Source organism: Streptomyces sp. NPDC006476 (genome assembly GCF_040612015.1).
GTDB lineage: Bacteria > Actinomycetota > Actinomycetes > Streptomycetales > Streptomycetaceae > Streptomyces > Streptomyces griseorubiginosus_B.
Genome location: NZ_JBEXPK010000001.1, coordinates 379,312 through 403,001, shown reverse-complemented (window position 1 = coordinate 403,001; position 23,690 = coordinate 379,312). Strand labels below are relative to the sequence as shown.

General features: G+C 71.9%; 24 protein-coding genes. 12 read left to right on the top strand and 12 right to left on the bottom strand.

Annotation, left to right across the window (positions count from 1 at the left end; all coding sequences use genetic code 11):
- Positions 1-16: 16 nt before the first annotated feature.
- From ABZZ74_RS01820 to fabD, 4 genes are read right to left on the bottom strand one after another with little or no spacing between them, the layout of a single operon-like run.
- The gene (locus tag ABZZ74_RS01820; protein ID WP_356761006.1) at positions 17-784 is read right to left on the bottom strand and encodes a glucose 1-dehydrogenase; all 768 of its coding nucleotides are present in this window, start codon (positions 782-784) and stop codon (positions 17-19) included.
- The gene (gene acpS, locus ABZZ74_RS01815; protein ID WP_208778672.1) at positions 771-1,205 is read right to left on the bottom strand and encodes a holo-ACP synthase; all 435 of its coding nucleotides are present in this window, start codon (positions 1,203-1,205) and stop codon (positions 771-773) included. Before acpS ends, ABZZ74_RS01820 begins: the two co-directional genes overlap by 14 nt.
- Entirely contained in the window at positions 1,195-1,605 is a 411-nt protein-coding gene (locus ABZZ74_RS01810) for a phosphopantetheine-binding protein (protein ID WP_356761004.1), read from the bottom strand. Before ABZZ74_RS01810 ends, acpS begins: the two co-directional genes overlap by 11 nt.
- A complete protein-coding gene (gene fabD, locus ABZZ74_RS01805) occupies positions 1,602-2,636 on the bottom strand; it encodes an ACP S-malonyltransferase (RefSeq protein WP_356761002.1) in 1,035 nt (344 codons plus the stop codon). The genes ABZZ74_RS01810 and fabD overlap by 4 nt, the downstream gene beginning before the upstream one ends.
- Positions 2,637-2,845: 209 nt before the next feature.
- Here fabD and ABZZ74_RS01800 point away from each other — a divergent pair, with 209 nt between their 5' ends.
- The 3 genes from ABZZ74_RS01800 (at position 2,846) to ABZZ74_RS01790 (ending at position 5,814) form a co-directional block, all read left to right on the top strand.
- Entirely contained in the window at positions 2,846-3,775 is a 930-nt protein-coding gene (locus ABZZ74_RS01800; RefSeq protein WP_356761001.1) for an NADP-dependent oxidoreductase, read from the top strand.
- A 103-nt stretch (positions 3,776-3,878) separates the two neighbouring features.
- Complete coding sequence (locus ABZZ74_RS01795; protein ID WP_356760999.1) at positions 3,879-4,733, top strand: ester cyclase; 855 nt, start codon at positions 3,879-3,881, stop codon at positions 4,731-4,733.
- A 265-nt stretch (positions 4,734-4,998) separates the two neighbouring features.
- The gene (locus tag ABZZ74_RS01790) at positions 4,999-5,814 is read left to right on the top strand and encodes a BTAD domain-containing putative transcriptional regulator (protein WP_356760997.1); all 816 of its coding nucleotides are present in this window, start codon (positions 4,999-5,001) and stop codon (positions 5,812-5,814) included.
- Here the strand turns inward: ABZZ74_RS01790 and ABZZ74_RS01785 are convergent.
- Complete coding sequence (locus tag ABZZ74_RS01785; protein ID WP_356760995.1) at positions 5,798-8,005, bottom strand: MMPL family transporter; 2,208 nt, start codon at positions 8,003-8,005, stop codon at positions 5,798-5,800. The genes ABZZ74_RS01790 and ABZZ74_RS01785 overlap by 17 nt on opposite strands.
- Positions 8,005-8,892: an NAD(P)H-binding protein gene (locus ABZZ74_RS01780; RefSeq protein ID WP_356760993.1), complete on the bottom strand. Its 888-nt coding sequence runs from the start codon at positions 8,890-8,892 to the stop codon at positions 8,005-8,007. Before ABZZ74_RS01780 ends, ABZZ74_RS01785 begins: the two co-directional genes overlap by 1 nt.
- A gap of 86 nt (positions 8,893-8,978) precedes the next feature.
- On the opposite strand from ABZZ74_RS01780, the gene ABZZ74_RS01775 reads away from it, so the two are divergent.
- Positions 8,979-9,614, top strand: coding sequence for a TetR/AcrR family transcriptional regulator (locus ABZZ74_RS01775; protein ID WP_356760992.1), 636 nt, complete (start codon positions 8,979-8,981; stop codon positions 9,612-9,614).
- Here ABZZ74_RS01775 and ABZZ74_RS01770 read toward each other — a convergent pair.
- Entirely contained in the window at positions 9,611-10,798 is a 1,188-nt protein-coding gene (locus tag ABZZ74_RS01770; RefSeq protein ID WP_356760990.1) for an FAD-dependent monooxygenase, read from the bottom strand. The two genes, ABZZ74_RS01775 and ABZZ74_RS01770, sit on opposite strands and share 4 nt — an antisense overlap.
- A gap of 151 nt (positions 10,799-10,949) precedes the next feature.
- On the opposite strand from ABZZ74_RS01770, the gene ABZZ74_RS01765 reads away from it, so the two are divergent.
- Both ABZZ74_RS01765 and ABZZ74_RS01760 read left to right on the top strand, forming a co-directional pair.
- Positions 10,950-12,458, top strand: coding sequence for an FAD-binding protein (locus ABZZ74_RS01765; RefSeq protein ID WP_356760988.1), 1,509 nt, complete (start codon positions 10,950-10,952; stop codon positions 12,456-12,458).
- A 43-nt stretch (positions 12,459-12,501) separates the two neighbouring features.
- Positions 12,502-13,407, top strand: coding sequence for a HipA family kinase (locus ABZZ74_RS01760; RefSeq protein ID WP_356760986.1), 906 nt, complete (start codon positions 12,502-12,504; stop codon positions 13,405-13,407).
- A 4-nt stretch (positions 13,408-13,411) separates the two neighbouring features.
- On the opposite strand, the gene aceB is transcribed toward ABZZ74_RS01760, so the two are convergent.
- Together aceB and ABZZ74_RS01750 are read right to left on the bottom strand one after the other, a co-directional pair.
- Positions 13,412-15,037: a malate synthase A gene (aceB, locus tag ABZZ74_RS01755; protein ID WP_356760985.1), complete on the bottom strand. Its 1,626-nt coding sequence runs from the start codon at positions 15,035-15,037 to the stop codon at positions 13,412-13,414.
- A 184-nt stretch (positions 15,038-15,221) separates the two neighbouring features.
- Positions 15,222-15,821, bottom strand: a complete 600-nt coding sequence (locus tag ABZZ74_RS01750) for a nucleotidyltransferase family protein (RefSeq protein WP_356760983.1) — start codon at positions 15,819-15,821, stop codon at positions 15,222-15,224.
- Between the two features lie 216 nt (positions 15,822-16,037).
- On the opposite strand from ABZZ74_RS01750, the gene ABZZ74_RS01745 reads away from it, so the two are divergent.
- Positions 16,038-16,322: a DUF5955 family protein gene (locus tag ABZZ74_RS01745; RefSeq protein ID WP_356760981.1), complete on the top strand. Its 285-nt coding sequence runs from the start codon at positions 16,038-16,040 to the stop codon at positions 16,320-16,322.
- A gap of 45 nt (positions 16,323-16,367) precedes the next feature.
- Here the strand turns inward: ABZZ74_RS01745 and ABZZ74_RS01740 are convergent, their stop codons facing one another.
- Entirely contained in the window at positions 16,368-17,162 is a 795-nt protein-coding gene (locus ABZZ74_RS01740) for an IclR family transcriptional regulator (RefSeq protein ID WP_356760979.1), read from the bottom strand.
- Positions 17,163-17,412: 250 nt separating this feature from the next.
- Here ABZZ74_RS01740 and allB point away from each other — a divergent pair, with 250 nt between their 5' ends.
- Together allB and alc are read left to right on the top strand one after the other, a co-directional pair.
- On the top strand, positions 17,413-18,753 hold the full coding sequence (allB, locus tag ABZZ74_RS01735; protein WP_356760977.1) for an allantoinase AllB: 1,341 nt from the start codon (positions 17,413-17,415) through the stop codon (positions 18,751-18,753).
- Between the two features lie 47 nt (positions 18,754-18,800).
- Positions 18,801-19,916: an allantoicase gene (gene alc / locus ABZZ74_RS01730; protein WP_356760975.1), complete on the top strand. Its 1,116-nt coding sequence runs from the start codon at positions 18,801-18,803 to the stop codon at positions 19,914-19,916.
- Positions 19,917-20,413: 497 nt separating this feature from the next.
- Here alc and ABZZ74_RS01725 read toward each other — a convergent pair whose 3' ends face one another.
- Entirely contained in the window at positions 20,414-21,169 is a 756-nt protein-coding gene (locus tag ABZZ74_RS01725) for an SDR family oxidoreductase (protein WP_356760973.1), read from the bottom strand.
- A gap of 110 nt (positions 21,170-21,279) precedes the next feature.
- Here ABZZ74_RS01725 and ABZZ74_RS01720 point away from each other — a divergent pair, with 110 nt between their 5' ends.
- From ABZZ74_RS01720 to ABZZ74_RS01710, 3 genes are all read left to right on the top strand, one after another.
- Entirely contained in the window at positions 21,280-22,092 is an 813-nt protein-coding gene (locus ABZZ74_RS01720; RefSeq protein WP_356760972.1) for an AIM24 family protein, read from the top strand.
- 95 nt (positions 22,093-22,187) lie between these two features.
- Positions 22,188-22,814 carry a dihydrofolate reductase family protein gene (locus ABZZ74_RS01715; RefSeq protein WP_356760970.1) on the top strand — a complete coding sequence of 209 codons (627 nt, stop codon included), beginning with the start codon at positions 22,188-22,190 and terminating at the stop codon, positions 22,812-22,814.
- Between the two features lie 132 nt (positions 22,815-22,946).
- The gene (locus tag ABZZ74_RS01710) at positions 22,947-23,333 is read left to right on the top strand and encodes a ribonuclease domain-containing protein (protein WP_356760968.1); all 387 of its coding nucleotides are present in this window, start codon (positions 22,947-22,949) and stop codon (positions 23,331-23,333) included.
- A gap of 1 nt (position 23,334) precedes the next feature.
- Here the strand turns inward: ABZZ74_RS01710 and ABZZ74_RS01705 are convergent, their stop codons facing one another.
- The gene (locus ABZZ74_RS01705) at positions 23,335-23,535 is read right to left on the bottom strand and encodes a hypothetical protein (RefSeq protein ID WP_356760966.1); all 201 of its coding nucleotides are present in this window, start codon (positions 23,533-23,535) and stop codon (positions 23,335-23,337) included.
- Positions 23,536-23,690: the final 155 nt, after the last annotated feature.

Sequence of the window (23,690 nt, the reverse complement as noted above, 5' to 3'; positions counted from 1 at the left end):
CCTCTCCTCCTCCCGGCTACGGCCGGCCCATGCCCAGCTGCGCGGCGAGGCCGCCGTCGACACGGACCACCTCGCCGGTGACGTACGACGACTCGGGACCGGCCAGGAAGGCGACGACCGAGGCGACGTCCTCCGGCGTGGCGAAAGTGCGCAGGGGCACCTGCCGGCGGATGCCCCTGCCGCCGTCCTTGGCGAGGACGTCGCCGACGAGTTCGGTGGGCACGATGCCGGCGGCCACGGCGTTCACCCGTACGCCGAAGCGGGCGAGCTCGATCGCCGTGCTGCGGGTGAACGCGTTCAACGCCCCTTTGGACGCGGCGTAGTTGGACTGGCCGATCCAGCCGCCGAGACCCATCACGGAGGAGATGTTGACGATCGCCCCGTCCCGCTGACCCATGAAGTGCCGGGCCACGGCCGCCGTGCAGTGATAGGCGCCGCCGAGGTTCACGCGCATGACGTCCAGCCAGGCGTCGCCCGGCACGTCCCAGATCAGGCCGTTGCGGGTGATGCCCGCGTTGTTGACCAGGATGTGCAGGCCGCCGAGCGCGCCGGTGGCGTCCTCGACGAGCCCGCGGGCGGCCGCCGGGTCGCCGACGTCGGCGTGCAGCGCGACGGCCCGGCCGCCGGTCTCCTCGATCTCCCGTACGACGGACGCCGCCTCCTCCTTGCGGGAGCGGTAGTTGACGGCCACCGCGGCGCCCCGGGCCGCGAGGGCCAGGGCGACCGCACGGCCGATGCCTCGGGAGGCGCCGGTGACCAGCGCCGCACGATCATCCAGGGACATGTGTTCCACCGTTCTCGGTCGTGTCCGGGCCGGGGCCCGGGTCGCAGACGAGCAGCACGTGCGCGATGGCGAGGCCGGCGGCGTGCGACAGCGTGACCTCGGCGTGCCGCATGTGCCGCCGCCGGGCGACCGAGGCCGCCCGGCCGTGCAGCCGCAGTGAGGGTCTGCCGCTGGCCTGGTTGACCACCTCGACGTCCGTCCAGTCGGCCATGGCGGGCGCCCCGCCCAGGGCCTTGAACACCGCCTCCTTGGCGGCGAACCGGCCCGCGAGGTGCTCGGAGCGGCGGCTGCGGCGCGCGGCGCAGTAGGACAGCTCGCGGTCGGTGAAGACCCGGCCGGCGACCTCCGGCTGCTCGCTGAGCAGCCGGTGCACGCGCTCGACGGCCACGAGGTCGGTGCCGACGAGGATCTCAGGCGGCATCTGCGGCGGCCGCCCGGTCGGCGAGGAGGTCGAGCAGGTTCTGGACCGTGAACAGGCCGAGCACACCGTCGGCCGTGAGCGGTTCGGTCAGCAGGCTGCGGTCGAACTGCGGCAGCACCTTCTCCAGGTGGGTGAGGCCGGTGTCGTTGACGACCTCGTTCTCGTCCCCGAACTCCTCGTCCGGGATACCGCCCTGGAGCAGGTCGCCGATGTCGTTCACGGTGATCTTGATCTTGGAGACCCGCTCGATGCGGAACAGGATGTCGAGCAGGTCGATCGACTCGGCCCCGAGATCACCCAGCAGGGTGGCGTCCGGCTGGACCTCCTCGGCGTCGATGCCGAGGGCTTCGGCGACCGCGTCCTGGACGACGGGCAGCAGGTCGGTGGTGGCAAGGGTCATCGGATGTCCTTCTCTCGGTGTGATGTCTCGTCGATCAGTGCCGCGACGCGTCGTGCGTCGTTGGTGCTGCGGACCGTGGCCCCGGGGACGGTGCGCCGGGTGAGCGCGCTGAGCACGCGCCCGGGTCCGACCTCCACGAAGTGGGTGAACCCGTCGGCCCGGGCGGTGTGCAGGACGTCCACCCAGCGCACCGGGGAGGCCAGTTGGCGCCGCAGCAGCTCGCGGGCGTGCTCGCCGGAGACGATCCACTCGCCGGTCACGGAACTCAGCACCGGGGTGTGCGGATCGGTGAAGCGGAACCGGCCCAGCTCGGCCGCGAACTCGTCCTCCAGGCCGGACATGAGCGAGCAGTGGAAGGGCGCGCCGACCGGCAGCGCGACCGTGCGCTCGGCACCGCGAGCGCGGACCAGCTCGCAGACCGCGGCGACGGCCGGGGCCTCGCCGGAGACGACGGTCTGGCCCTGCTCGTTGTAGTTGGCGACCTCCACCAGGCCGTGACCGGAGGCGTCCCGGCACGCGGCCTCGACCTTCGCCGCGTCCAGGCCGATGACCGCCGCCATGCCGCCCGGGGTGCGCTCGGAGACGGCGGCCATGAGCCGGCCCCGGACCTGCACGAGGCGCAGCGCGTCGAGCGGGTCGAGCACCCCGGCGGCGACCAGCGCGGTGTACTCGCCGAGGCTGTGCCCCGTCACCGCGCCGGGCGCGAACCGGCCCTCGTGGCGCAGCACCTCGTACACCACGAGGGACGTGGCGACCAGCGCGGGCTGGGTGATGTCGGTGGCCGCGAGTTCCTCGGCGGTGCCCGAGGTGCAGATCTCGGTCAGCGGCAGACCGAGCGCGCGCTCGGCCCGCTCCAGGAGCGGCACGGCGACGGAGCCATGGCGCCGCACCAGGTCCCGGGCCATACCCGGGCGCTGCGAGCCCTGGCCGGGGAACATGGCGAGCACCGGCCCCGAAGCCCGCGTGGTTCGCGCCGCGGCGGGCGGGTCCGTGCCCGCTCCGGCGGGTGGTGCCGTACTCGGCAGCATCATGGGTCCGTCCTTCTCGAATTACCGGTGCGCAGCGGTTTTCCGCGCGTTCACACGCTGCGCCGGACTTCTGGGCGGACTGCTTGAATGAGTCTTGACGGGCCTGACCCCGCGTGCCGTCAAGAAGCATTCAAGGTGACGGCCAACCTCCCTCGGCCACAGTGCGATCCGGTACGGGACGCACGTGAGCACGCTCGAAAGGGAGGCACAGGGTGAAGGCCGTCTATTTCCGCCGGTTCGGCGGTCCCGAGGTCCTGGAGTTCGACGAACTGCCGGATCCGACGCTGGGGCCGCACGGTGTGCTGGTGCGTACCCGTGCGGCGGCGGTGAACCCGCTCGACTGGAAGGCCCGGGAAGGGCTGCTCGCGCCGCTGGCGGACGCCGTCTTCCCCGTCGTGGGCGGCTTCGACGTCGCCGGCACGGTGGAGCGGGTCGGCGTCTCCGTCACGGAGTTCGCCCCCGGGGACGAGGTGCTGGGGTACGTCTGGCAGGACGTCGTACGCTCCGGCACCTTCGCCGAGCTGGTCGTCGCTCCCGCCCGCACCCTGGTCCGCAAGCCGGCCGGGCTGACCTGGGAGGAGGCCGCCGCCCTGCCGCTGGCCGGACTGGCCGCCTACCAGAGCGTGGCGCACCGGCTCCGGGTGCGGCGGGGGGAGGCCGTCCTCGTGCACGCCGCCGCCGGCGGGGTCGGTCTCTTCGCGGTGCAGCTCGCCCGCCTGCGGGGAGCGGAGGTGATCGGCACCGCCGGCGAGCACAACCACGACTTCCTGCGCGCCCTCGGGGTGCGGCCGGTGGCCCACGGCTCAGGCCTCGCCGAGCGGGTACGGCAGTTCGCCCCGGACGGTGTGGACGCCGTACTGGACGCGGTGGGCCGCCGGGCGCTGCGGGCCTCGCGTGAACTGCTGCGCCCCGGAGGGCGGTTGGTGTCGCTGGTGGAGCCCAGGGTGACGGAGCTGGGCGGTTCCTACCTCTTCGCCCGCCCGGACGCCGCGGACCTGACGGAGCTCGCTCGCCTCGCCGCGGAGCGGGAGCTGGCGGTGGAGGTGGCCCGGACGTTCCCGCTGGAGCAGGCCGCGCAGGCTCAGCAACTGCTTCGCGAGGGGCACACCCGGGGCAAGCTCGTGCTCTCGGTCGGCGGGTGAGGGGGCCGGTGGCCCCGGTTCCGGTGCCGTCAAGGATCGTTCAAGAAGACGGCCCACAGGCCCCGCCAAGACTTGTCGACGTTCACCGATAGAAGGGATCAGCATGCCGACCGACGATTCTGCGGCGGAGCGGAACAAGAAGATCATCCGGAGGGTGTTCGACGAATTCGTCAACAAAGGCGTCTTCTCGGTCGTCGACGAGATCTACCGGGAGGACATGATCGACCACCAGCCGCTGCCCGGCGCCCCCGAGGGCCGGCCGGGGGTCAAGTACACCATCGCGGGACTGCGCGCGGGATTTCCCGATCTGCACGTCACCATCGAGGACATGAGCGCCCATGCCGACCACGTCGTGATCCACAACACCTGGCGCGGCACGCATCTCGGCGACTTCCTCGGCATGGCGCCGACCGGACGGCGGATGGAGTCGCGCGGCGTCGTGGTGTGGCGGCTGGTGGACGGGCTGATCGCCGAGCGCTGGGGCATCGGCGTCGAGTCCGACATGCTCGCCCAGCTCGGTATGCGCCGGCTGCACCGGGGCGGGCGCACCGGGCGTCCCGGTGTGAGCGCCGGGACGGTGGCGGCGCCCGCGGTGAACATCCTGACCATCGCGCCCGGCCGGGCCGAACGCTGGCGCGAGCTCCAGGCCGAGCTCGCCGGCCCCCGGCTGGCCGAATACGAGGCGTCCCGGCGGCGCGCGGGGATCGTGCGCGAGTCCTTCTGGCTCCAGCGGGACGGCGCGGGGTGTGTGGTCCACTACGTGGAGGCGCGGAATCCGGCCATCGCCGGCCGGCGGCTGCTGGGTTCCGAGGACCCCTTCGACGTATGGCTGCGCGGTGCCGTCCGCGAGATCTGCGGCACCGATCCATGGGCTGTGCTGGCCGAGGGCGGCACGGCGGGCGCCGGTCACACCTGGACGCTGCCGGTGGAGTTGGTGCCGGCCGGCACCAGGGGGTGATCCGGCCTTCCACAATCGCGGAGTGTGCCCGGCCACGGCCGGGCACACTCTTTTTTTCCGGCCCCATTCTTTACTTCCGCCTGGGTATTCCTTTAGGTGTTCCGCTGAATTGGAATTCGCGTCAGCAGTAAGACGGGGATAACAGTAATGAAACCTTTCCTGTGAAGTCCGTCACTTCCGCAGGTGACCGAATCCTTCCGGTTCTGTTTCGGCCAATAATGGACTCGAGTCGGCAATCGATCGATTGATCCACGGGGGGAATCAAGTGGAATTTCGGATTCTCGGGCCGGTCGAACTGGAAGTCGCGGGAGAAGTGATCGGAATCGGCCCGCTGAAGCAAAGGAGTGTTCTCGTTCCGCTTATTATCGATGTGCGCCGTCCGGTCATGCTCGATGCTCTGGTCGCCCGCGTCTGGGACGACTCACCGCCCAGCGAGGTGCGGAACGTCCTGTACACGTACGTGACCCGGTTGCGCCGGATCCTTGAGGCGGCGGAGCGCCGCTCGGGGGAGAAGATCGAGCTGCGTCGGCAAAGCGGCGGCTATCTGCTCGACGTCGAACCCGACCTGGTGGACCTGCACCGCTTCGAGCGCCTGATGGCGTGCTCACGGCGCGTGACCGACGACGAGGAGCGGGCCCGTCTGCAACGACAGGCGCTCTCCCTGTGGCGGGGCACCCCGCTGGCCGACCTGCGTGGCCCCTGGTTCTGCCGGGTCCGCGAATGGATCGAGCGCCGCCGACTGGAGGCGCTGTCGGAATGGGCCGGCACGGAGCTCAGGCTCGGCCGGCCGCTGACCGTGATCGAGGAGTTCGGCAGGGTCGTGACCGAGCAGCCGTACGCCGAACCCATCATCGAGCAGTTGCTGCTGGCGCTGTCCTCCGCGGGACGCCCGATGGAGGCGCTCGAACTGTACGCGGTGGCCCGCCGGCGGATCGTCGAGGCCATCGGCGCCGAGCCCGGGCCCTCCCTGCGCCGTACGCACGAGGCGATCCTCCGTGAGGAGGTCGGCGTAGCGCGGCCGGCCGGAACGCATCAGCGCGTTCCGGCCGGCCGCGGCGAGGACTTCAGCCTGTCACCGTGACGGACGAGGGGGCGGAGCGGGTCTCCTCCTCCGCCTCGCTCAACCCGAACCGGTCGTGCACACGGCGCAGGAACCGGGGCGCGTACCAGGAGGCGTCGCCCAGGAGCCGGAACGACGCGGGCAGCAGGACTCCGCGCATGACGGTGGCGTCCAGGACGATGGCCAGGCCCGTCCCGATGCCGAAGAACTTGCCGAAGGTCAGCGGGCTGACCACCCAGGCGAAGAAGCTGATGGCGATCAGCCCGGCCGCGGTGCTGACGATCCGTCCGGTCCTGCCGAGCCCCTCGACCACCGCCTCCGGGGTGCTCGCGCCCCCCTTGCGCAGTTCGGCGATCCGGCTCATGACGAACACCTCGTAGTCCATCGACAGACCGAAGGCGATGCACAGCAGCAGCACCGGCATCGAGGTGTCGAGCGGGCGTGCGGTGATGTCCAGCGGCCCGCTGAGATGTCCGTCCTGGAACACGAGCACCATCAGCCCGAGCACGCTCGCGAGTCCGAGCGCGTTGAGCAGCAGTGCCCGCAGCGGCTGCACGAGGCTGCCGGTGAAGAGGAAGAGCAGCACGAACGTGGTCAGCACGATGAGCCCGACCGCCAGGGGCAGCCGGGAACGCATGGCGTCCTTGGTGTCGATCAGCTCCGCCGTGGTGCCGCCGACCAGGAAATGTCCGGGCGAGTGCACGCCGCGGACGTCCTTGACCAGGTCCTGGGCCGCCCGGGACTCGGGGCCGACGCCGGGCGCCGGCGTGATCAGCACCTGTTCGGTGCCGGCCGCGCTGAGCCCGTCCGCCTCGCCGGCCTGGGACCGCGTGCCCGCGACGAACCGCCCCGCGGCGCTGTCGACCCGTGCGACGTGCGGCAGTTCGGACAGCCGCCGTGCGTACGACGTGATCTGATCGCGCGTCACCGGCCGCTCGCTGACCGCGCTGACCCTCGCGGTGGTGTCACCGCCGAACGACGTGCGCAGCACCTCGCTCGCCCTGCGGCTGTCGGCCGAGGTCGGCAGCATCCTGTCGTCGGGTGTGGCGAAGGAGATGTGCAGCGCCGGCAGGGCCAGGAGCACCAGGGCCGCGATGATCGGCACGGCGAGCACGAACGGCCGCCGCATGACGGCTCCCGCCAGCCGGCCCCACGGACGGGAGGCCGCGATCCGTGTCGAGCGGACCTTGGGGATGCGGCCGGCGTTGACCCGGGGGCCGAGCACCGCCAGCAGCGCGGGCAGCACGATCACCGCGGCCACCGCGGAGATGACCGTCAGACCGATGCCCGCGTAGGCGAGCGAGCGCAGGAACACCGACTGGAAGACCAGCAGCGCGCACATCGCCGCCGCCACGGCCGCCGCGCTGAACACGATGGTCCGCCCGGCGGTCTCCACCGTACGGATCACCGCGGCCGACACGTCACGCCCCCGCGCCAGCTCCTCGCGGAACCGGCTGACGCTCAGCAGCGCGTAGTCGATCGCCAGGCCGAGCGCCATCGCGGTGGTGAGGTTGGTGGCGAAGACGCTCACGTCGGTGAGCGAACCGAGGACGGACAGCTCCGCGAACGTGCCCAGCACCGCCAGCAGCGCGATCACCAGCGGCAGCAGCGCCGAGACCAGGCTTCCGAACACCACGAGGAGCAGCAGCAGCGTCAGCGGTACCGCGATGCCCTCGGCGAGGGCGATCCCCTTCTTCACCTTCACGCTGATGTCATGGCTGACGCCGAGCGGGCCCGCGGGCCGTACCAGCACCGCGCCGCCGGCCTTCTTCAGGTCGTGGTCGACGACGGCGCCGACGGTCTTGTCCTGTTCGTTCTCCGTGCCCGTGACATGCGCGAGGATCAGCGCGTACCGTCCGTCGGACGACTTGAGCGAGGGCGCCTTGGACGCCCAGTACGTGGTCACGTTGCGCAGTTGGGGACGGGCCTTCAGCGCGGCGGCGAGGTTCGCGCCCGCCGCGCCGACGTCCGGCGCGTCGACCGTGCCGGACCTGGCCTCGACGACCAGGACCAGATTGGGGTCACCGCCGAACTTCTGGTCGACCAGCTTCCGGGCGGCGACCGACTCGGCCCCCGCCGGGGTGAAGCCACCGCCCTGCAGCTTGGTGAACGCGCCGCCCGACAGCAGGACCGCCGCGACCAGGGCGACGCCGGAGACGGCCAGCACGAGCCTGGCCCGGCGGACGAGGAACGCGCCCATGGCGGCGTACATCAGACGCCCTCCGTGACACCGGGCCGGTGACGCTGCAGCCAGGCCGAGAGCGGCAGCGGCTGCCCGTACCGCGCCCAGACCGCGCCGGAGTCGACGACCTGCGGCTGGGTGTCGAGGACCACGCCCATCTGCATCTGCCGCGCCAGGACCGGGTTGAACGGCTTCATCAGCGCGCTCATCGGCCGCAGCATGCCCACCGGCATCTTGTTCTCGCCCTTGATCTGCGTGCCCATCGAGGCCGCGACGAGCTCGTTGACCTGGGCGAGGGTCAGCGCTTCGGGGCCGCCGAGATCCGCGGAGAAGCCCTCACCCGCGCGCGCGGCCAGCGCGGCGGCCACCCGGGCGACATCCGTGCCGGCCACCCAGGAGACCGGGTTGGTGCCCGAGCCCAGCACCATGGCCTTCCCCTTCTTGGCGATGGGCTCGGCCAGCATCTCGACCCAGGTGTCCATCAGATGGGTGGGCCGCAGGATCGAGAACGGCAGCCCGCTGCCGCGCAGCGTGCGTTCGGCCTCGGACTTGAGGCGGAAGAACTCCACCGGGCTGTCGGCTCGGGCGCTCGCGGTCGAGAGGTAGACGAAGTTGTCGACGGCGGCGTCCCGGGCGACGTCGATCAGGGTCGGGACGCCCTTGCCCTCGATGCCCCGGGGACCGCTCGCCCCCTTGCCGTTGCCGCCCTGGACGGTGCAGACGATCGCCCTGGCGCCGGTGACGGCCCGCACCAGCGAGTGCCGGTCGTGCAGATCACCGGCGACGACCTCGACGTCCCGGGCGAACCGCGCCGAAGAGGGGGTCCGCGTGACGACACGCACCGGGTGCCTGTCGCTGCGGAGCTGGTCCACGATCTGGCGGCCGACCTTGCCGGTGCCGCCGAAGACGACGATCACGCCTGTCTCCTTAATGATGTCAGGAAATCTATCATTGATAGACATTAGATCGGCGATAGGATTCCGCTGTCAACGGAAGGACGAACGTGACGACGAAACCCGGGCTCGCGCAGCCGAAGCCGAGCGCCAGCAGAACGCGCCGCGAACGGGAGCGTCAGCAGATGCGCGCGCGGCTGCTGGAGGCGGCGCGGGACATCGCGGCCGAGGAGGGCTGGAACGCGGTCACCATCCGCCGCATCGCCAACAAGCTGGAGTACACCCCGCCGATCCTGTACCAGTACTTCTCCAGCAAGGAGTCGCTCTTCGTCGAGCTGATGCTGGTCGGTTTCAGCGAGCTCACCGCCCGGCTCGAGGCCGCCGCCGAGGCCCCGGCGCCGGAGCGGCTGGCCGCGATGGCCGAGGCGTACTGGGCCTTCGCGTTCGCCTCGCCCGAGCTCTACCAGGCGATGAACGGCATGGACGGCGTGCCCTTCGGCACCGCCGAGACCCCGCCGGAGGCGAAGACCGCCTTCCGGACCTTCCGCATCGCCCTGCAGAGCATCGCCGAGGCGCGCGGCGCCGAGCTGAGCGACCCCGGCGGCGCGGTCGACACCGTCTGGGCCTTCCTGCACGGCTGTGTCTCACTGGCGATGGCCGGCCGGGTCAAGGGCGGGACCGAGCGGGCCAGGGCCCTCATGCTGACCGCCGTCGAACCGCTCTTCGCCGCTCAGCTGAGTTCCTAGACGGGGACCTGCGGGGCGTCCCAGCGGGCGCCCGCGGCCATGTCCCGGTCCACCTGCTTCCAGACCGGACCCGACCACACCGCCCGGTACAGCAGCGTGCGGGCGCGGACCGCGAACGGGTTGCCCCAGCTGCCGACCCGGCCCACCATGCGGGCGGCCTTCTGGAAGGAGTGGACCCGCGGCCGCCGCTCCTCCTCGTAGGCGCGCAGCGCGGCCGTGGGGTCGGCCGTCGTCGCGAGCGCGCGGGCCAGCACCAGGGCGTCCTCGAGCGCCTGGCAGGCCCCCTGTCCGACGTTGAAGTTCATCGGATGCGCGGCGTCGCCGAGCAGGGTGACCCTGCCCTCGCCCCAGACCTTGTCCGGCCGGCGGTCCACCACGTCGTTGCGGAGGATCACCTCCGGGGGCGTCCGCGCGATGATCTCCTCCACCGGGTCCATCCAGCCCCGGTGCCGGGCCAGCAGCATCTCCTTGACGTCGGTGCCGTCCCGGCCGCCCGGCCGGGTGTTCGCCACGCTCATCCAGTGCAGCCGGCCGGGCGCGATGGCGTAGAAGACGAACCGGGTGCCGTTGCCGAACATGCAGCGGAAGAAGTCGTCCGGCACGAAGTCGGGTTCCACCTGTACGGCCGCCCGCCAGGCCGTGTAGCCGGCGAAGTCGGGCGGGGTGTCGCCGAGGAGCTGGGCACGGACCCGTGAGTTGACCCCGTCCGCCCCGATCAGCACATCGCCGCGGACCTCGGACCCGTCCGCCAGGAGTACGGCCACCCCGTCCGGGTCCTGCCGGTAGCCGGTGACGTCGGCGTCCGTGCGCACCGCGTCCCGAGCCGCCTCCTCCAGGGCGTCGGCGAGGATGTCGACGAGGTCGTCGCGGCCGATGGCGACCACCGGCTGCCCGTGGCGGTCCACGAACTCCTCGACCGGCCAGACGGCCAGCTCGCCCCCGTTCCAGTTGCGGAACTCGCAGCGCACCTGCGACCTGCCGACCTTGTGCAGTGCGTCGGCCAGGCCCAGGTCCTGCAGCGCGAGCACGGCGTTGGTCCACAGGTGCACCCCGCACCCCGCCGCCCGCAGCCGCAGCGCCCGTTCCAGGACGACCACCTCGATGCCGGCCTTGCGGAGCGCCAGCGCGGTCGCGAGCCCGCCGATCCCGCCGCCCGCGACGATCACCCTGAGCTGTCGTGCCATGTCTGCCTCCTTTCGGGGCTCCACTGTCGACCGGCGCACTGGGCGCGAACCTTGACCGGATCTTGCAAGGGGGATTCAAGTTTTCCGCCCATGCGGCGGCTCCACGATCGGCCGGCCACCGCAGCCGTCACGACAACACATGGGGGAAACCGTGCTCAGCCGTCGCACCCTTCTCCGGGCCGGGGCCGCGTCCCTCGGCCTGGCAGCCGTCCCGATGCTCACCGCCGCGCCGGCCGGCGCGGCGGTGAGCTGGGGCAGCCTCCGCGCCCATCTGCGAGGCGACCTGGTCCTGCCCAGCGACGCCGCCTACGACCAGGCCAGGCAGCTGGACCAGATCCAGTTCGACTCCGTGCGCCCGAGCGCCGTCGCCTACTGCGAGAGCCCCGCCGACGTGGCGCTGTGCCTGCGCTTCGCGGCCGACAACGACCTGGCGACGGCCGTGCGCAGCGGGGGCCACAGCGCGGGCGGCTACTCCACCTCCACGGGGCTCGTCGTCGACGTGTCCCGGCTGGACTCGATCGCCGCCGGCTCCGGCACGGTCACCCTGGGCCCGGGCGCTCAAATGGTCGACATCACCCACACTCTCGGCGCGGCCGGCCTGGCCATCGCCGGCGGGTACTGCCCGACGGTCCGCGCCGGCGGCTTCCTGCAGGGCGGCGGCCTGGGACCGCAGACGCGCACCGTCGGCATGGCCTGCGACACGATCACCTCGGCCCAGGTGGTGCTCGCCGACGGCCGCCGCGTCACCGCCTCCGCCGCCGAACACCCCGATCTGTACTGGGCGCTGCGCGGCGGTGGCGGCGGCAACTTCGGCGTGGTGACCTCGTACACCGTCACCACCAACCCGGTCGCCGAGATCGCGGTGGCCTTCGTCAACTGGGCCTACGACCAGGCCGTGGACGTCATGAACGGCTGGGCCCAGTGGCTGGCCGGAGCTCCCTCGACGGTCGGCGGCCTCGCGGAGGTCAACATGACCGACCCCGCCGCCGCCCCCCAGGTCCAGGTGATCATGCTGGGACTGGGCGGACTGGACCAGCTCAACCAGGAGGCGGCCCGCCTGGCGGACGCCGTCGGCGCCCCGCCCGCCTCCCAGTTCGCCTCCCTGATGCCGTACGAGTCCGCCCTGATGATCGCCTACGGCTGTTCGTCCTACACCGTCGCCCAGTGCCACCGCACCGGCACGGGAACCGACGCGCAGCTGCCCCGCACGGCCTGGGCGGACGCCCGCAGCCGGCTGTTCACCGGGCCCCTAGCGCGCAGCACCTGGTCCCACCTGCTGGCCGTGTACGACACCGACCGCAGGAGCGGCCAGCTGCGTCAGCTGCGGGCGACCGCGCTCGGCGGCGCCGTCAACGAACGCAGACGCACGGACACCGCCTACGTGCACCGCGACAGTCTCTACCTGCTCACGTACAACGCGTCCATCGCCGTCGGCCCCACCGACGAGGACAGCCTGACGTCTGCCCGCGACTGGGCCGACCGCGGCTTCAAGGCCATGGACCCCTACTCGAACGGCGAGTCGTACCAGAACTACATCGACCCGGCCCTCACCGACCACATGGCCGCCTACTACGCCGAGAACGCGGGCCGGCTGGTCCGGGTCAAGAAGAAGTACGACCCCTACTGCCTGTTCAGCTTCCCCCAGGGCGTCACGGCCTGACGCGGCTCGTTCCGCGCCGGGCGCCGCCGGGTAACCTGCGAGGATGCTGTCCGAGGTCACCGCGACCCGTTATCTCGCGCCCCTGCGGTCCGGCGGCTCCGTGCCCGGAGTCTTCGAGGCCGACGACCTGGGCACCTACGTCGTGAAGTTCACCGGCTCCGCGCAGGGCCGCAAGGCGCTGGTCGCCGAGGTGATCGTGGGTGAGCTGGCACGGGCGCTCGGCCTGCGCTTTCCCGAACTGGTGCTCGTGCACTTCGACCCGGCGATCGCCGCGGACGAACCGCACCACGAGGTGCGGGACCTGCACGGCGCGAGCGCGGGCGTGAACCTCGGCATGGACTACCTGCCGGGCGCCCGGGACTTCACGCCCGAGGTCGCCCGGCACTTCCCGGTGGACCCCCTGGAGGCAGGCCGGATCGTCTGGCTCGACGCCCTCACCGTCAACGTCGACCGGACCGTCCACAGCTCCAACCTGATGGTCTGGCCGACGCTCGGCACCGTACCGGCGCACCTGTGGCTGATCGACCACGGCGCCGCCCTCGTCTTCCACCACCGCTGGGACGCCACCGACCCCGCGAAGGCGTACGACTTCCGTCATCACGCCCTCGGCCACTACGGCCCCGACGTCCGGGCCGCCGACGCCGAACTCGCGCCGAAGGTGACCGAGGACCTGCTGCGCCGGGTCGTCGGGGAGGTCCCCGACGACTGGCTCACCGACCACGCCACGCCCGACGAGGCGCGCGAGGCGTACGTGACGTACCTCCACGCGCGCGTGCGCGCCTCGGGGCAGTGGCTGCCCACGGACTTCCCGAGCCGGGAGGAACTCGCCGCCGAGGAGGCCCTGCGCACCGCGAGGAACCAGCGTGGACGCCCCGCGTGGCTGAGGCAGGTCCCCGACCTGCACGGCAAGCCCGCCGCCGAACAGGACTGGTCTGTGCACCTCGGGTGAGGTCTCAGCCGCGCAGTTGCTCGTACGCCGGCAGGGTCAGGAAGTCGGCGTAGTCGGCGTCGAGGGAGACCTGGAGCAGCAGGTCGTGGGCCTGCTGCCAGTGGCCGGCAGCGAAGGCCTCCTCGCCGATCTCCGCCCGGATGGCGTCGAGTTCCTCGGCGGCGACCTTGCGGGCCAGCTCCGGGGTGGCCTTCTCGCCGTTCTCGAACTGGACGCCCGCGTTGATCCACTGCCAGATCTGCGAGCGGGAGATCTCGGCGGTGGCCGCGTCCTCCATGAGGTTGAAGATGGCGACCGCGCCCAGGCCCCGCAGCCACGCCTCGATGTAACGGATGCCCACCTGGACGGCGTTGACGAGACCGGCGTAGGTCGGCTTCGCGTCCAGCGAGTCGATTGCGATCAGATCGGCCGCCTCGACGTGGACGTCCTCGCGCAGCCGGTCCTTCTGGTTCGGCCGGTCGCCGAGGACCTTGTCGAAGGACTCCATCGCGATCGGGACCAGGTCGGGGTGGGCGACCCAGGAGCCGTCGAACCCGTCGTTCGCCTCACGGTCCTTGTCGGCGCGGACCTTCTCGAAGGCGACCTTGTTGACCTCGGCGTCCCGGCGGGAGGGGATGAACGCCGCCATGCCGCCGATCGCGTGCGCGCCGCGCTTGTGGCAGGTGCGGACGAGGAGTTCGGTGTACGCCCGCATGAACGGGGCCGTCATCGTGACCGCGTTGCGGTCCGGGAGGACGAACTTGGCGCCCCCGTCACGGAAGTTCTTGACGATGGAGAACAGGTAGTCCCAGCGGCCGGCGTTCAACCCCGAGGCGTGGTCGCGCAGTTCGTAGAGGATCTCCTCCATCTCGTAGGCCGCGGTGATCGTCTCGATCAGCACGGTCGCGCGGATGGTGCCCTGCGGGATGCCGACGTAGTCCTGCGCGAAGACGAACACGTCGTTCCACAGCCGCGCCTCGAGGTGCGACTCGGTCTTCGGGAGGTAGAAGTACGGGCCCTTGCCGAGGTCGAGCAGGCGCTGGGCGTTGTGGAAGAAGTAGAGCCCGAAGTCGACGAGGGCGCCGGGAACCGGGGAGCCGTCGGCGTCGACCAGGTGCCGCTCGCCGAGGTGCCAGCCGCGCGGGCGCATGACGACCGTCGCCAGCTCCTCGTTGGGGCGCAGGGCGTACGACTTGCCGCTCGCGGGGTCGGTGAAGTCGATGGTTCGGGTGTACGCGTCGATCAGGTTGATCTGCCCGGTGACCACGTTCTCCCACGTCGGCGCCGAGGCGTCCTCGAAGTCCGCGAGCCAGACCCTGGCGCCCGAGTTGAGGGCGTTGATGGTCATCTTGCGGTCGGTGGGGCCGGTGATCTCGACCCGGCGGTCCTGCAGCGCGGGCGGGCAGGGGGCCACCTTCCAGGAGTCGTCGGCGCGGATCGCGGCGGTCTCCGGGAGGAAATCGAGGGTGGAGGTGCGGGCGATCTCGGCGCGGCGCTCGGCGCGGCGGGCGAGGAGTTCGTCACGGCGCGGCGTGAACCGCCGGTGCAGCTCGGCCACGAAGGCGAGGGCCGCCTCGGTGAGGACCTCCTCCTGCCGGGGCAGGGGCTCGGCGTCGACGATGGCCAGCGGGGACGGCGCTGGTGCGGACATGAGCTGTCACTTCCTTCAGCGGTGGCACCGGGTGCCAGTCGAACCGGGTACGGCGAGCGGCGCCCTCGCCAGAGGAGGGCGCTTCTGAACAGTGGATACTAGTTTCCTCATCGTGGAAGTTCAATGGTTTGTTGATGTCGAGATTCTCCGGGTCGAGGCAAGGTGGCGCTGAGTGCCACCCCGTTCACTGAAGGTGTGCGAGGTCGGCCTCGGTGTCGATGTCGTACGGCCGCGCCACGTCCCCGCACTCGACGAGCGTGATCGCCTCCTGGTGCTCCTTCAGATAGGCGCGTGCCCCCCGGTCGCCGGTCGCAGTCGCCGCGATCCCTGCCCAGTGCGCGGAGCCGAAGAGGACCGGGTGGCCGCGTACGCCGTCGTAGGCGGCGGAGACGAGCGAGTCCTCGTCCGCGAAGCCCGCGAGCACCCGCCGCACGGCCTCCGGTCCGATGCCGGGCTGGTCGACGAGCGAGACGAGCGCGCCCCGCGACCCCGTACCGGCGAGCGAGTCCAGCCCGGCCCGCAGCGACGACCCCATGCCGTCGGCCCAGCCGGGGTTCTCGACGAGCACGCACCCCTCCAGCCGGGCCCGCTCCCGCACCGCGTCCGCGGCGGCCCCGAGCACCACATGGACCCGGTCGCACCCGGCCGCTCGCAGCACGCCCACCGCATGCTCGACCAGCGGCCGCCCGCGGTGCTCCAGCAGCGCCTTGGGCCGCCCGCCGAGCCGCCGGCCGCCCCCCGCGGCGAGCAGCAGTCCGGCCACGTTCTCCTGTCCGTCCCTCATGCCTCCTGCATACCTGACATCGGGGCGAGTGCCTGGTTTCCGGGGGCTGAATTTCGGTCCGCACGGTGGCGCGCCGGGCGTCGGGTGGCGTTTACTGACCCGCGTCCCCCGGCGCCCGACCAACGCCACAGGGGATGCGCGGCGGGATCACCACATGACGGCGCACGAGGGCGTGCGAGGGGGAGAGCTGTGTTGCGGAGCTTGGGGCAGAGGCCAGTGACCGGCAGTGACGAGGACCCGAGAGTGGCGGGACTGCGGACCGCGGTGTCCCGGCTGCGCCGTGAACTGGCCGCGCATCCGGCGGAGTTCCCCGACCGTGCCATCGCCGAGGACGAACTCGCCGCCCTCGCCGCCATGGTCACCTACGGCACCCCCGAAGTCCCCCGCCTGCGCAGCTCGTTGCTGCTGATAGCGGGCGCGATCGGCTCGGTGAGCGCCTTGTCCCGGGGGCTGACGGAGGTGCGCGACGCGGTGGAGCTGTTCGGGGAGCCGAGGTCCTGACCGGCCCACCGGTCGGTTTGGCTGCCCGGCCGGCGCTGGGAGGCGTCAGGCCGGGTTCTGGCTGGCCAGTGCCTGTGACAGTTCGCCGGCCACCTGCTGGAGCACCGGCACGATCCGCTCGGTCGCCGACTCCGTGACCCGCCCCGCGGGCCCGGAGATCGAAATGGCTGCGGCGGTGGGGGAGTCGGGCACGGAGACCGCGAGGCAGCGCACCCCGACCTCCTGCTCGTTGTCATCGATCGCGTACCCCTGCCGGCGGACGTCCTCCAGTGCCGCCAGGAATCCCTCCGGCGTGGTGATCGTCCTGTCCGTCGCGGCCGGCATACCGGTACGGGCCAGCAGGGCGCGCACCTCGTCGTCCGGGGTGTTGGCCAGCAGGGCCTTGCCCACCCCCGTCGAGTGCGGCAGCACCCGGCGGCCGACCTCCGTGAACATGCGCATCGAGTGCTTGGACGGCACCTGGGCGACGTACACGATCTCGTCGCCGTCCAGCAGCGCCATGTTCGCCGTCTCCCCGGTCTCCTCGACCAGCCGGGCCAGATAGGGCCGCGCCCAGGTGCCGAGCAGACGGGAGGCGGACTCGCCGAGGCGGATCAGGCGGGGGCCCAGCGCATACCGGCGATTCGGCTGCTGGCGGACGTAACCGCAGGCCACCAGCGTGCGCATCAGGCGGTGGATGGTGGGCAGCGGCAGCCCGCTGCTCACGGACAGCTCGCTCAGGCCGACCTCGCCGCCCGCGTCGGCCATCCGCTCGAGCAGATCGAAGGCGCGCTCGAGGGACTGGACACCCCCGCCGTTGGACCTGGCGGAGTCGGTGGTGCTGGCGCTGGACGTCGGCACGGCGCGTTCCTTTCGGGACTGGCGGGAAGGGCAGAAGCCTACCCGCCGGTCGGTTGACTCCCCGCTGGCGCATAGTTACGTTCTGCTTGATGGAAGTCTAATTCCGCTTTGTGGAAACGTCCAGAGTGGCCGCCAGGTAAGCCCCGTCCGCCAGTGTGCCCTTGACGGCGCGGGGGCGGGAGTGAAGACTCCTTCAACAGAAAGTTGAATTCCGTTACGCGGAAGTTAACGGCGGCAGAGAGGGGTCCGGGTGTCCGACGCTGAACTGGTGCTGCGCTCGACGCGCGTCATCACCCCGGAGGGAACGCGGGCCGCCTCGGTCGCGGTCGCCGGGGGCAGGATCACGGCCATACAGGCGTACGACGCTCCCGTGCCGGACGGTGCCCGCCTGGAGGACCTCGGCGACGACGTCCTGCTGCCCGGCCTGGTCGACACGCACGTGCACGTCAACGACCCCGGCCGCACCGAGTGGGAGGGCTTCTGGACCGCCACGCGCGCGGCGGCGGCCGGCGGCATCACCACCCTCGTCGACATGCCGCTCAACTCCCTCCCGCCGACCACGACGGTCGACCACCTCCGGATCAAGCAGGCGGTCGCCGCCGACAAGGCGCACATCGACGTCGGCTTCTGGGGCGGCGCCCTGCCGGACAACGTCAAGGACCTCCGCCCGCTGCACGAGGCGGGCGTCTTCGGCTTCAAGGCGTTTCTGTCCCCGTCGGGCGTGGACGAGTTCCCGCACCTCGACCAGGACCGGCTCGCCCAGTCCCTGGCCGAGATCTCCTCCTTCGGCGGCCTGCTGATCGTGCACGCCGAGGACCCGCACCACCTGGAAGCCGCCCCGCAGCAGGGTGGCCCCCGCTACGCCGACTTCCTGGCCTCCCGTCCCCGCGACGCCGAGGACACGGCGATCGCTCAGCTCATCGCCCAGGCGAAACGCCTCCACGCGCGCGTGCACGTGCTGCACCTGTCGTCGAGCGACGCGCTGCCGCTGATCGCCGAGGCGAAGGCGGAGGGCGTCCGCGTCACCGTCGAGACCTGCCCGCACTATCTGACCCTCACCGCGGAGGAAGTCCCGGACGGCGCCAGCGAGTTCAAGTGCTGCCCACCCATCCGCGAGTCCGCCAACCAGGACCTGCTGTGGCAGGCGCTGGCCGACGGCACGATCGACTGCGTGGTCACCGATCACTCCCCGTCCACGGCCGACCTCAAGACGGACGACTTCGCGACCGCCTGGGGCGGCATCTCGGGCCTGCAGCTGAGCCTGTCCGCGGTCTGGACCGCGGCCCGTGCGCGTGGCCATTCGTTGGAGGACGTGGTCCGCTGGATGTCCACGCGGACCTCGCAACTGGTCGGCCTGGACGCGCGCAAGGGCGCCATCGCCCCCGGTCACGACGCCGACTTCGCCGTCCTCGCCCCCGACGAGACCTTCACCGTCGACCCGGCGGCCCTCCAGCACCGCAACCGTGTGACGGCGTACGCGGGCAGGACCCTGTACGGCGTCGTGAGGTCGACCTGGCTGCGCGGTGAACGCATCGTGGCGAACGGCGAGTTCACCCCGCCGAAGGGCCGCCTGCTCACCCGCACCCCCTGACCTCCCTCCGCACCCGCAGCGGCCGACTCCCGAAAGGCACACACCCCGTGACGGCGATCCCCAGCTTCACCGGCGACGCGAACCCCTACGGCGGCGGCGACCCGTACGCGGACTACCGCACCGCCGACTTCCCCTTCACCCAGTACGCCAACCTCGCCGACCGGCAGCTCGGCGCCGGTGTCATCGCCGCCAACGACGAGTTCTTCGCCCAGCGGGAGAACCTCCTGGTGCCCGGGCCGGCCGAGTTCGACCCCGAGCACTTCGGGCACAAGGGCAAGATCATGGACGGCTGGGAGACCCGGCGCCGCCGCGGCGCGAGCGCCGGGCACCCCTGGCCGACGGCCGAGGACCACGACTGGGCCCTGGTCCGCCTCGGCGCGCCCGGGGTGATCCGGGGCATCGTCGTCGACACGGCCCACTTCCGCGGCAACTACCCGCAGGCGGTGTCGGTGGAGGGCATCTCCGTGCCCGGTTCCCCCTCCCCGGAGGAACTCCTCGGCGACGACGTGAAGTGGACGACCCTCGTCCCGCGCACCCCGGTCGGCGGTCACGCGGCGAACGGCTTCGCCGTCCTGGTCGAGCAGCGCTTCACGCACCTGCGGGTCAACCAGCACCCCGACGGAGGCATCGCCCGCCTGCGGGTGTACGGCGAGGTCGTGCCCGACCCGACGTGGCTGGCGACCCTCGGCACCTTCGACGTGGTCGCCCTGGAGAACGGCGGCCGGGTCGAGGACGCCTCGAACCTCTTCTACTCGCCGGCCACCAACACCATCCAGCCCGGCCGCTCCCGCAAGATGGACGACGGCTGGGAGACCCGCCGGCGCCGTGACCGGGGCAACGACTGGATCCGCTACCGCCTGGCGGCGCAGGCGGCCATCCGCGCCCTGGAGATTGACACGGCGTATCTGAAGGGCAACAGCGCCGGCTGGGCGTCGGTGTCCGTCAAGGACGGCGAGAGCGGCGACTGGACGGAGATCCTCCCGCGCACCCGCCTCCAGCCCGACACCAACCACCGCTTCGCCCTCCCGGCTCCGGTGACCGGCACGCACGCGCGCGTGGACATCTATCCCGACGGAGGCATCTCCCGGCTGCGCCTGTTCGGTTCCCTGACACCCCAGGGCGCGTCGGACCTGTCGGCCCGGCACCAGGAACTGGGCGGCTAGCACGGGCGCGGGGCGCGCCGGGCGACCCGCGCGCCGCACGTCCGGGCGACCGCGGCCTGTACGCGCGTGGTGCGCGTCGGGTCAGCGGTGCGCCCGATCCCTGGGTTACGCCGTGTGCCCGGCCGCGCGCAGGGCGGCCCGTGCGCGGGAGCGACTCGCGTGCCGCGCCCTGGCGACTCGCGCGCTGCATGCCTGGGCGACCGCGGCCCGGACGCGCGTGGTGCGCGTCGGGTCAGCGGTGCGCCCGATCCCTGGGTTACGCCGCGTGCCCGGCCGCGCGCAGGGCGGCCTGTGCGCGGGAGCGACTCGTGCGCCGCGCGCCCTGGCGGCTCGTGCGCTGCACGCCCGGGCGACCGTGGCCCGTACGTACGTGCGGCGCGCGCCCGGATCAGGGGTGCGCCCGATCCCAGGGGCACGCCGCCTTCCCGGCCGCACGCCCCGGCGACCGGCACGCGCGCGTGAGGCGCATCCGATCAGCGGTGCGCCTCACCCATGGGTCATGCCGCGTGCCCTCCGTCCACGGCGAACTCCGCCCCGGTGACGTACTCCGCCTCCGCCAGATACGCGACCATCGACGCCACCTCCTCCGCCGTACCGAACCGCCCCACGGCCGTCATTGCCGCCTGACCCGCCGCGTACGGTCCGTGGGCCGGGTTCATGTCGGTGTCGGTCGGCCCGGGATGCACGATGTTCGCCGTGATCCCGCGCCCGCCCAGCTCCCGCGCGAGCGCCTTCGTCAGGCCGACGAGGGCCGACTTGCTGGTCGCGTAGAGCGTCCCGCCGGGCCCCGGCACCCGCTGCGCCATGCACGTCCCGATCGTGATGATCCGCCCGCCCGACGGCATCCGCGCGGCCGCCGCCTGCGAGGTCAGGAACACCCCGCGCACGTTCACGGCCAGCACCCGGTCGATGTCCGTGAGTGAGAGGTCCTCCAAGGGCCCGAGCACGCCCACGCCCGCGTTGTTCACGAGCACGTCCAGCCCGCCCAGCGCCCCGGCCGCACGCTCCACCGCCGCGGCCGCCTCGCCCGCGTCCCCGGCGTCCGCGCGCAGGGCCGTGGCCCGCCGCCCCAACGCCTCGACGCGCCGTACGACGTCCTCGGCCGCCTCCTTGCCGTTCACATAGGTGAGCGCCACGTCCGCGCCCTCCCGCGCGAGCCGCACCGCCGTCGCCGCGCCGATGCCACGGCTGCCCCCGGTGACCAGCGCCACCTTGCCGTGCAGCGTCCCGTAAGTCGTTGTCAGCGTTGTCATGGGTCCATCCCAGCGGCCGTAGCGCGCCCGCGCTGGCGGCCGTCGGACACCGACCTCGGGCCGCCCGGACAGGGCGGAACTCTTCGCGGCACTTCCGGCGTTCTTTCCACGTGACACTTCAGCAAGAGATCGTCGGCAACGCCATGCAGATGGCGGTCGTCAACCTGCAGCCCGGCCAGACCGTCTACTGCGAGGCCGGAAAGTTCCTGTTCAAGACGGTGAACGTGACCATGGAGACCCGTCTGTCGGGCCCCTCGAACAGCGGCGGCCAGCAGCAGGGCGGAGGCGGCGGCATGGGCGGCATGCTGCGCCAGGCCATGGGCACCGCCATGCAGGTCGGCCAGCGCATGCTCGCGGGCGAGTCGATGGCCTTCCAGTACTTCAGCGCGCAGGGCGGCGAGGGCACGGTCGGCTTCGCAGGCGTGCTCCCCGGCGAGATGCGCGCCCTGGAACTCGACGGCACCCGCGCGTGGTTCGCCGAGAAGGACGCCTTCGTGGCCGCGGAGTCCACCGTCGACTTCGGCATCGCCTTCCAGGGCGGCCGCACCGGCATGAGCGGCGGCGAGGGCTTCATCCTGGAGAAGTTCACCGGCCGCGGCACGGTGATCATCGCCGGCGCCGGCAACTTCATCGACCTCAACCCGGCCGACTTCGGCGGCCGCATCGAGGTCGACACCGGCTGCGTCGTCGCCTTCGAGGAGGGCATCCAGTACGGCGTCCAGCGCGTCGGCGGCCTCAACCGCCAGGGCGTCATGAACGCCGTCTTCGGCGGCGAGGGCCTCTCCCTGGCCACCCTGGAGGGCAACGGCCGCGTCATCCTCCAGTCCCTGACCATCGAGAGCCTGGCCAACGCGCTGAAGAAGGCTCAGGGCGGCGACAAGCAGGGTCCGACGGGCGGCCTCTTCTCGACGAACGCCGGCTGAGCCGCCGTACACCCGCGCGTGAGCGATGAGTTGCGGGGCCCCGCGGAGTCTGAGGTGATGACACCAGACCTCGCGGAAGGAAGCAGGCACCCGACATGGGCAAGCTCGTCTCAACCATCTTCGTCACTCTCGACGGCGTCTACCAGGGCCCGGGCGGCCCGCAGGAGGACACCCGGGGCGGCTTCGAGCACGGCGGCTGGAGTTTCGTCTACGGCGACGAAGGCTTCGGAGAGTTCATCGGCGAGGTCTTCGAACGCCCTTCGGCGTTCCTCCTCGGCCGCCGTACGTACGACATCTTCGCCGGGTACTGGCCGAAGGTGACCGACCCGGCCAACCGCGTCGCAGCCCAGCTGAACACCCTGCCGAAGTACGTCCCCTCGGCCACCCTCACCGACCCCTCCTGGTCCGGCACCACCGTGCTCGGCGGCGACCTCGCCAAGGAGGTCTCCGCGCTCAAGGAGAGCACCGACGGCGAGATCCAGGTGCACGGCAGCGGCGCCCTCGTGCGCTCCCTGCTCTCGCTCGACCTGCTCGACACCGTGCACCTGGCGACGTTCCCGGTGGTCCTCGGCTCCGGGCTGCGCCTCTTCCCGGAGGGCTCCGTGCCGACGCGGTTCCGCCACACCGGCGGACGTGTCACCCCCGCCGGGGTCTCCATCCAGACGTACGACGCGGCGGGCCGGCCCGAGTACGGCTCCTACGAGCTTCCGGAGAACGCCTGACCGCACGCCGTGTGGGGACCGTGTGGCGACGCGCGGCCCCACGTTAACGCGCGGAAAACTCATCCGACGCCACGGCAAAATCCGCGGAGTTGTCATTGACATGCCACTGTCTACGCGCGTCATCATGAGCGCATGAGAATCCCCCCACGCGCCACTCGCATCGGTGCCGCAGCCGCTCTCGTGTCCGCCCTCCTCGTCGGCGGCGCCGTCACCGCCACGCCGGCGGCCGCCGCCGTCGGCAGCATCTGCTACGGCGACCTGCCCTCCCAGGCGTACGACACGCTCGACCTGATCGCCTCGGGCGGCCCCTTCCCGTACTCGCAGGACGGCGTCGTCTTCCGCAACCAGGAACACGTCCTGCCCAGCCAGCCGTCCGGGTACTACCACGAGTACACGGTCAAGACGCCCGGCTCCTCCACGCGCGGGGCCCGCCGCATCGTGACCGGTGAGGAGTACCAGGAGGACTACTACACCTCCGACCACTACGCCACGTTCGACCTGATCGACTTCGGCTGCTGAGTCAGCCGGACTTCCGGCTCTCCGCCGCGGCGAACAGCGCGAACGCCAGGACCAGCAGGACGACGCTCGCATAGACCCCGTAGCCGTCGAGGAAGCGGAGCCGCCGCACGAGGCCCGCATGCCAGTGGGTGAACTCGTCCACCAGGCCCAGCACGCCCTGCACCAGCGCGAGAAAACCGAGAACCTCCAGTAGCCGTTTCATGGCACGACCCTCGCCCCGCGGTCCCCCCACACACATCGGCCGCGGGGCGAGCCGTGTCCGACCGAAGTACCCCCTTGCGGGCCCGCACGCGCCGAAAGTCTGCGGCGGTGCGACTTTGGTCGTCCATCGCCCGTACGGTGGGGTGCGCGGCGCCC

Bases quoted from the DNA above. Each gene is read 5' to 3' on its own strand.
- ABZZ74_RS01785 (WP_356760995.1), bottom strand. From the start codon at position 8,005: ATGTACGCCGCCATGGGCGCGTTCCTCGTCCGCCGGGCCAGGCTCGTG.
- ABZZ74_RS01820 (WP_356761006.1), bottom strand. From the start codon at position 784: ATGTCCCTGGATGATCGTGCGGCGCTGGTCACCGGCGCCTCCCGAGGC.
- ABZZ74_RS01760 (WP_356760986.1), top strand. From the start codon at position 12,502: ATGCTGTCCGAGGTCACCGCGACCCGTTATCTCGCGCCCCTGCGGTCC.
- ABZZ74_RS01770 (WP_356760990.1), bottom strand. From the start codon at position 10,798: ATGGCACGACAGCTCAGGGTGATCGTCGCGGGCGGCGGGATCGGCGGG.
- ABZZ74_RS01725 (WP_356760973.1), bottom strand. From the start codon at position 21,169: ATGACAACGCTGACAACGACTTACGGGACGCTGCACGGCAAGGTGGCG.
- fabD (WP_356761002.1), bottom strand. From the start codon at position 2,636: ATGATGCTGCCGAGTACGGCACCACCCGCCGGAGCGGGCACGGACCCG.
- ABZZ74_RS01715 (WP_356760970.1), top strand. From the start codon at position 22,188: ATGGGCAAGCTCGTCTCAACCATCTTCGTCACTCTCGACGGCGTCTAC.
- ABZZ74_RS01705 (WP_356760966.1), bottom strand. From the start codon at position 23,535: ATGAAACGGCTACTGGAGGTTCTCGGTTTTCTCGCGCTGGTGCAGGGC.
- aceB (WP_356760985.1), bottom strand. From the start codon at position 15,037: ATGTCCGCACCAGCGCCGTCCCCGCTGGCCATCGTCGACGCCGAGCCC.
- ABZZ74_RS01750 (WP_356760983.1), bottom strand. From the start codon at position 15,821: ATGAGGGACGGACAGGAGAACGTGGCCGGACTGCTGCTCGCCGCGGGG.
- ABZZ74_RS01710 (WP_356760968.1), top strand. From the start codon at position 22,947: ATGAGAATCCCCCCACGCGCCACTCGCATCGGTGCCGCAGCCGCTCTC.
- ABZZ74_RS01810 (WP_356761004.1), bottom strand. From the start codon at position 1,605: ATGACCCTTGCCACCACCGACCTGCTGCCCGTCGTCCAGGACGCGGTC.
- acpS (WP_208778672.1), bottom strand. From the start codon at position 1,205: ATGCCGCCTGAGATCCTCGTCGGCACCGACCTCGTGGCCGTCGAGCGC.
- ABZZ74_RS01795 (WP_356760999.1), top strand. From the start codon at position 3,879: ATGCCGACCGACGATTCTGCGGCGGAGCGGAACAAGAAGATCATCCGG.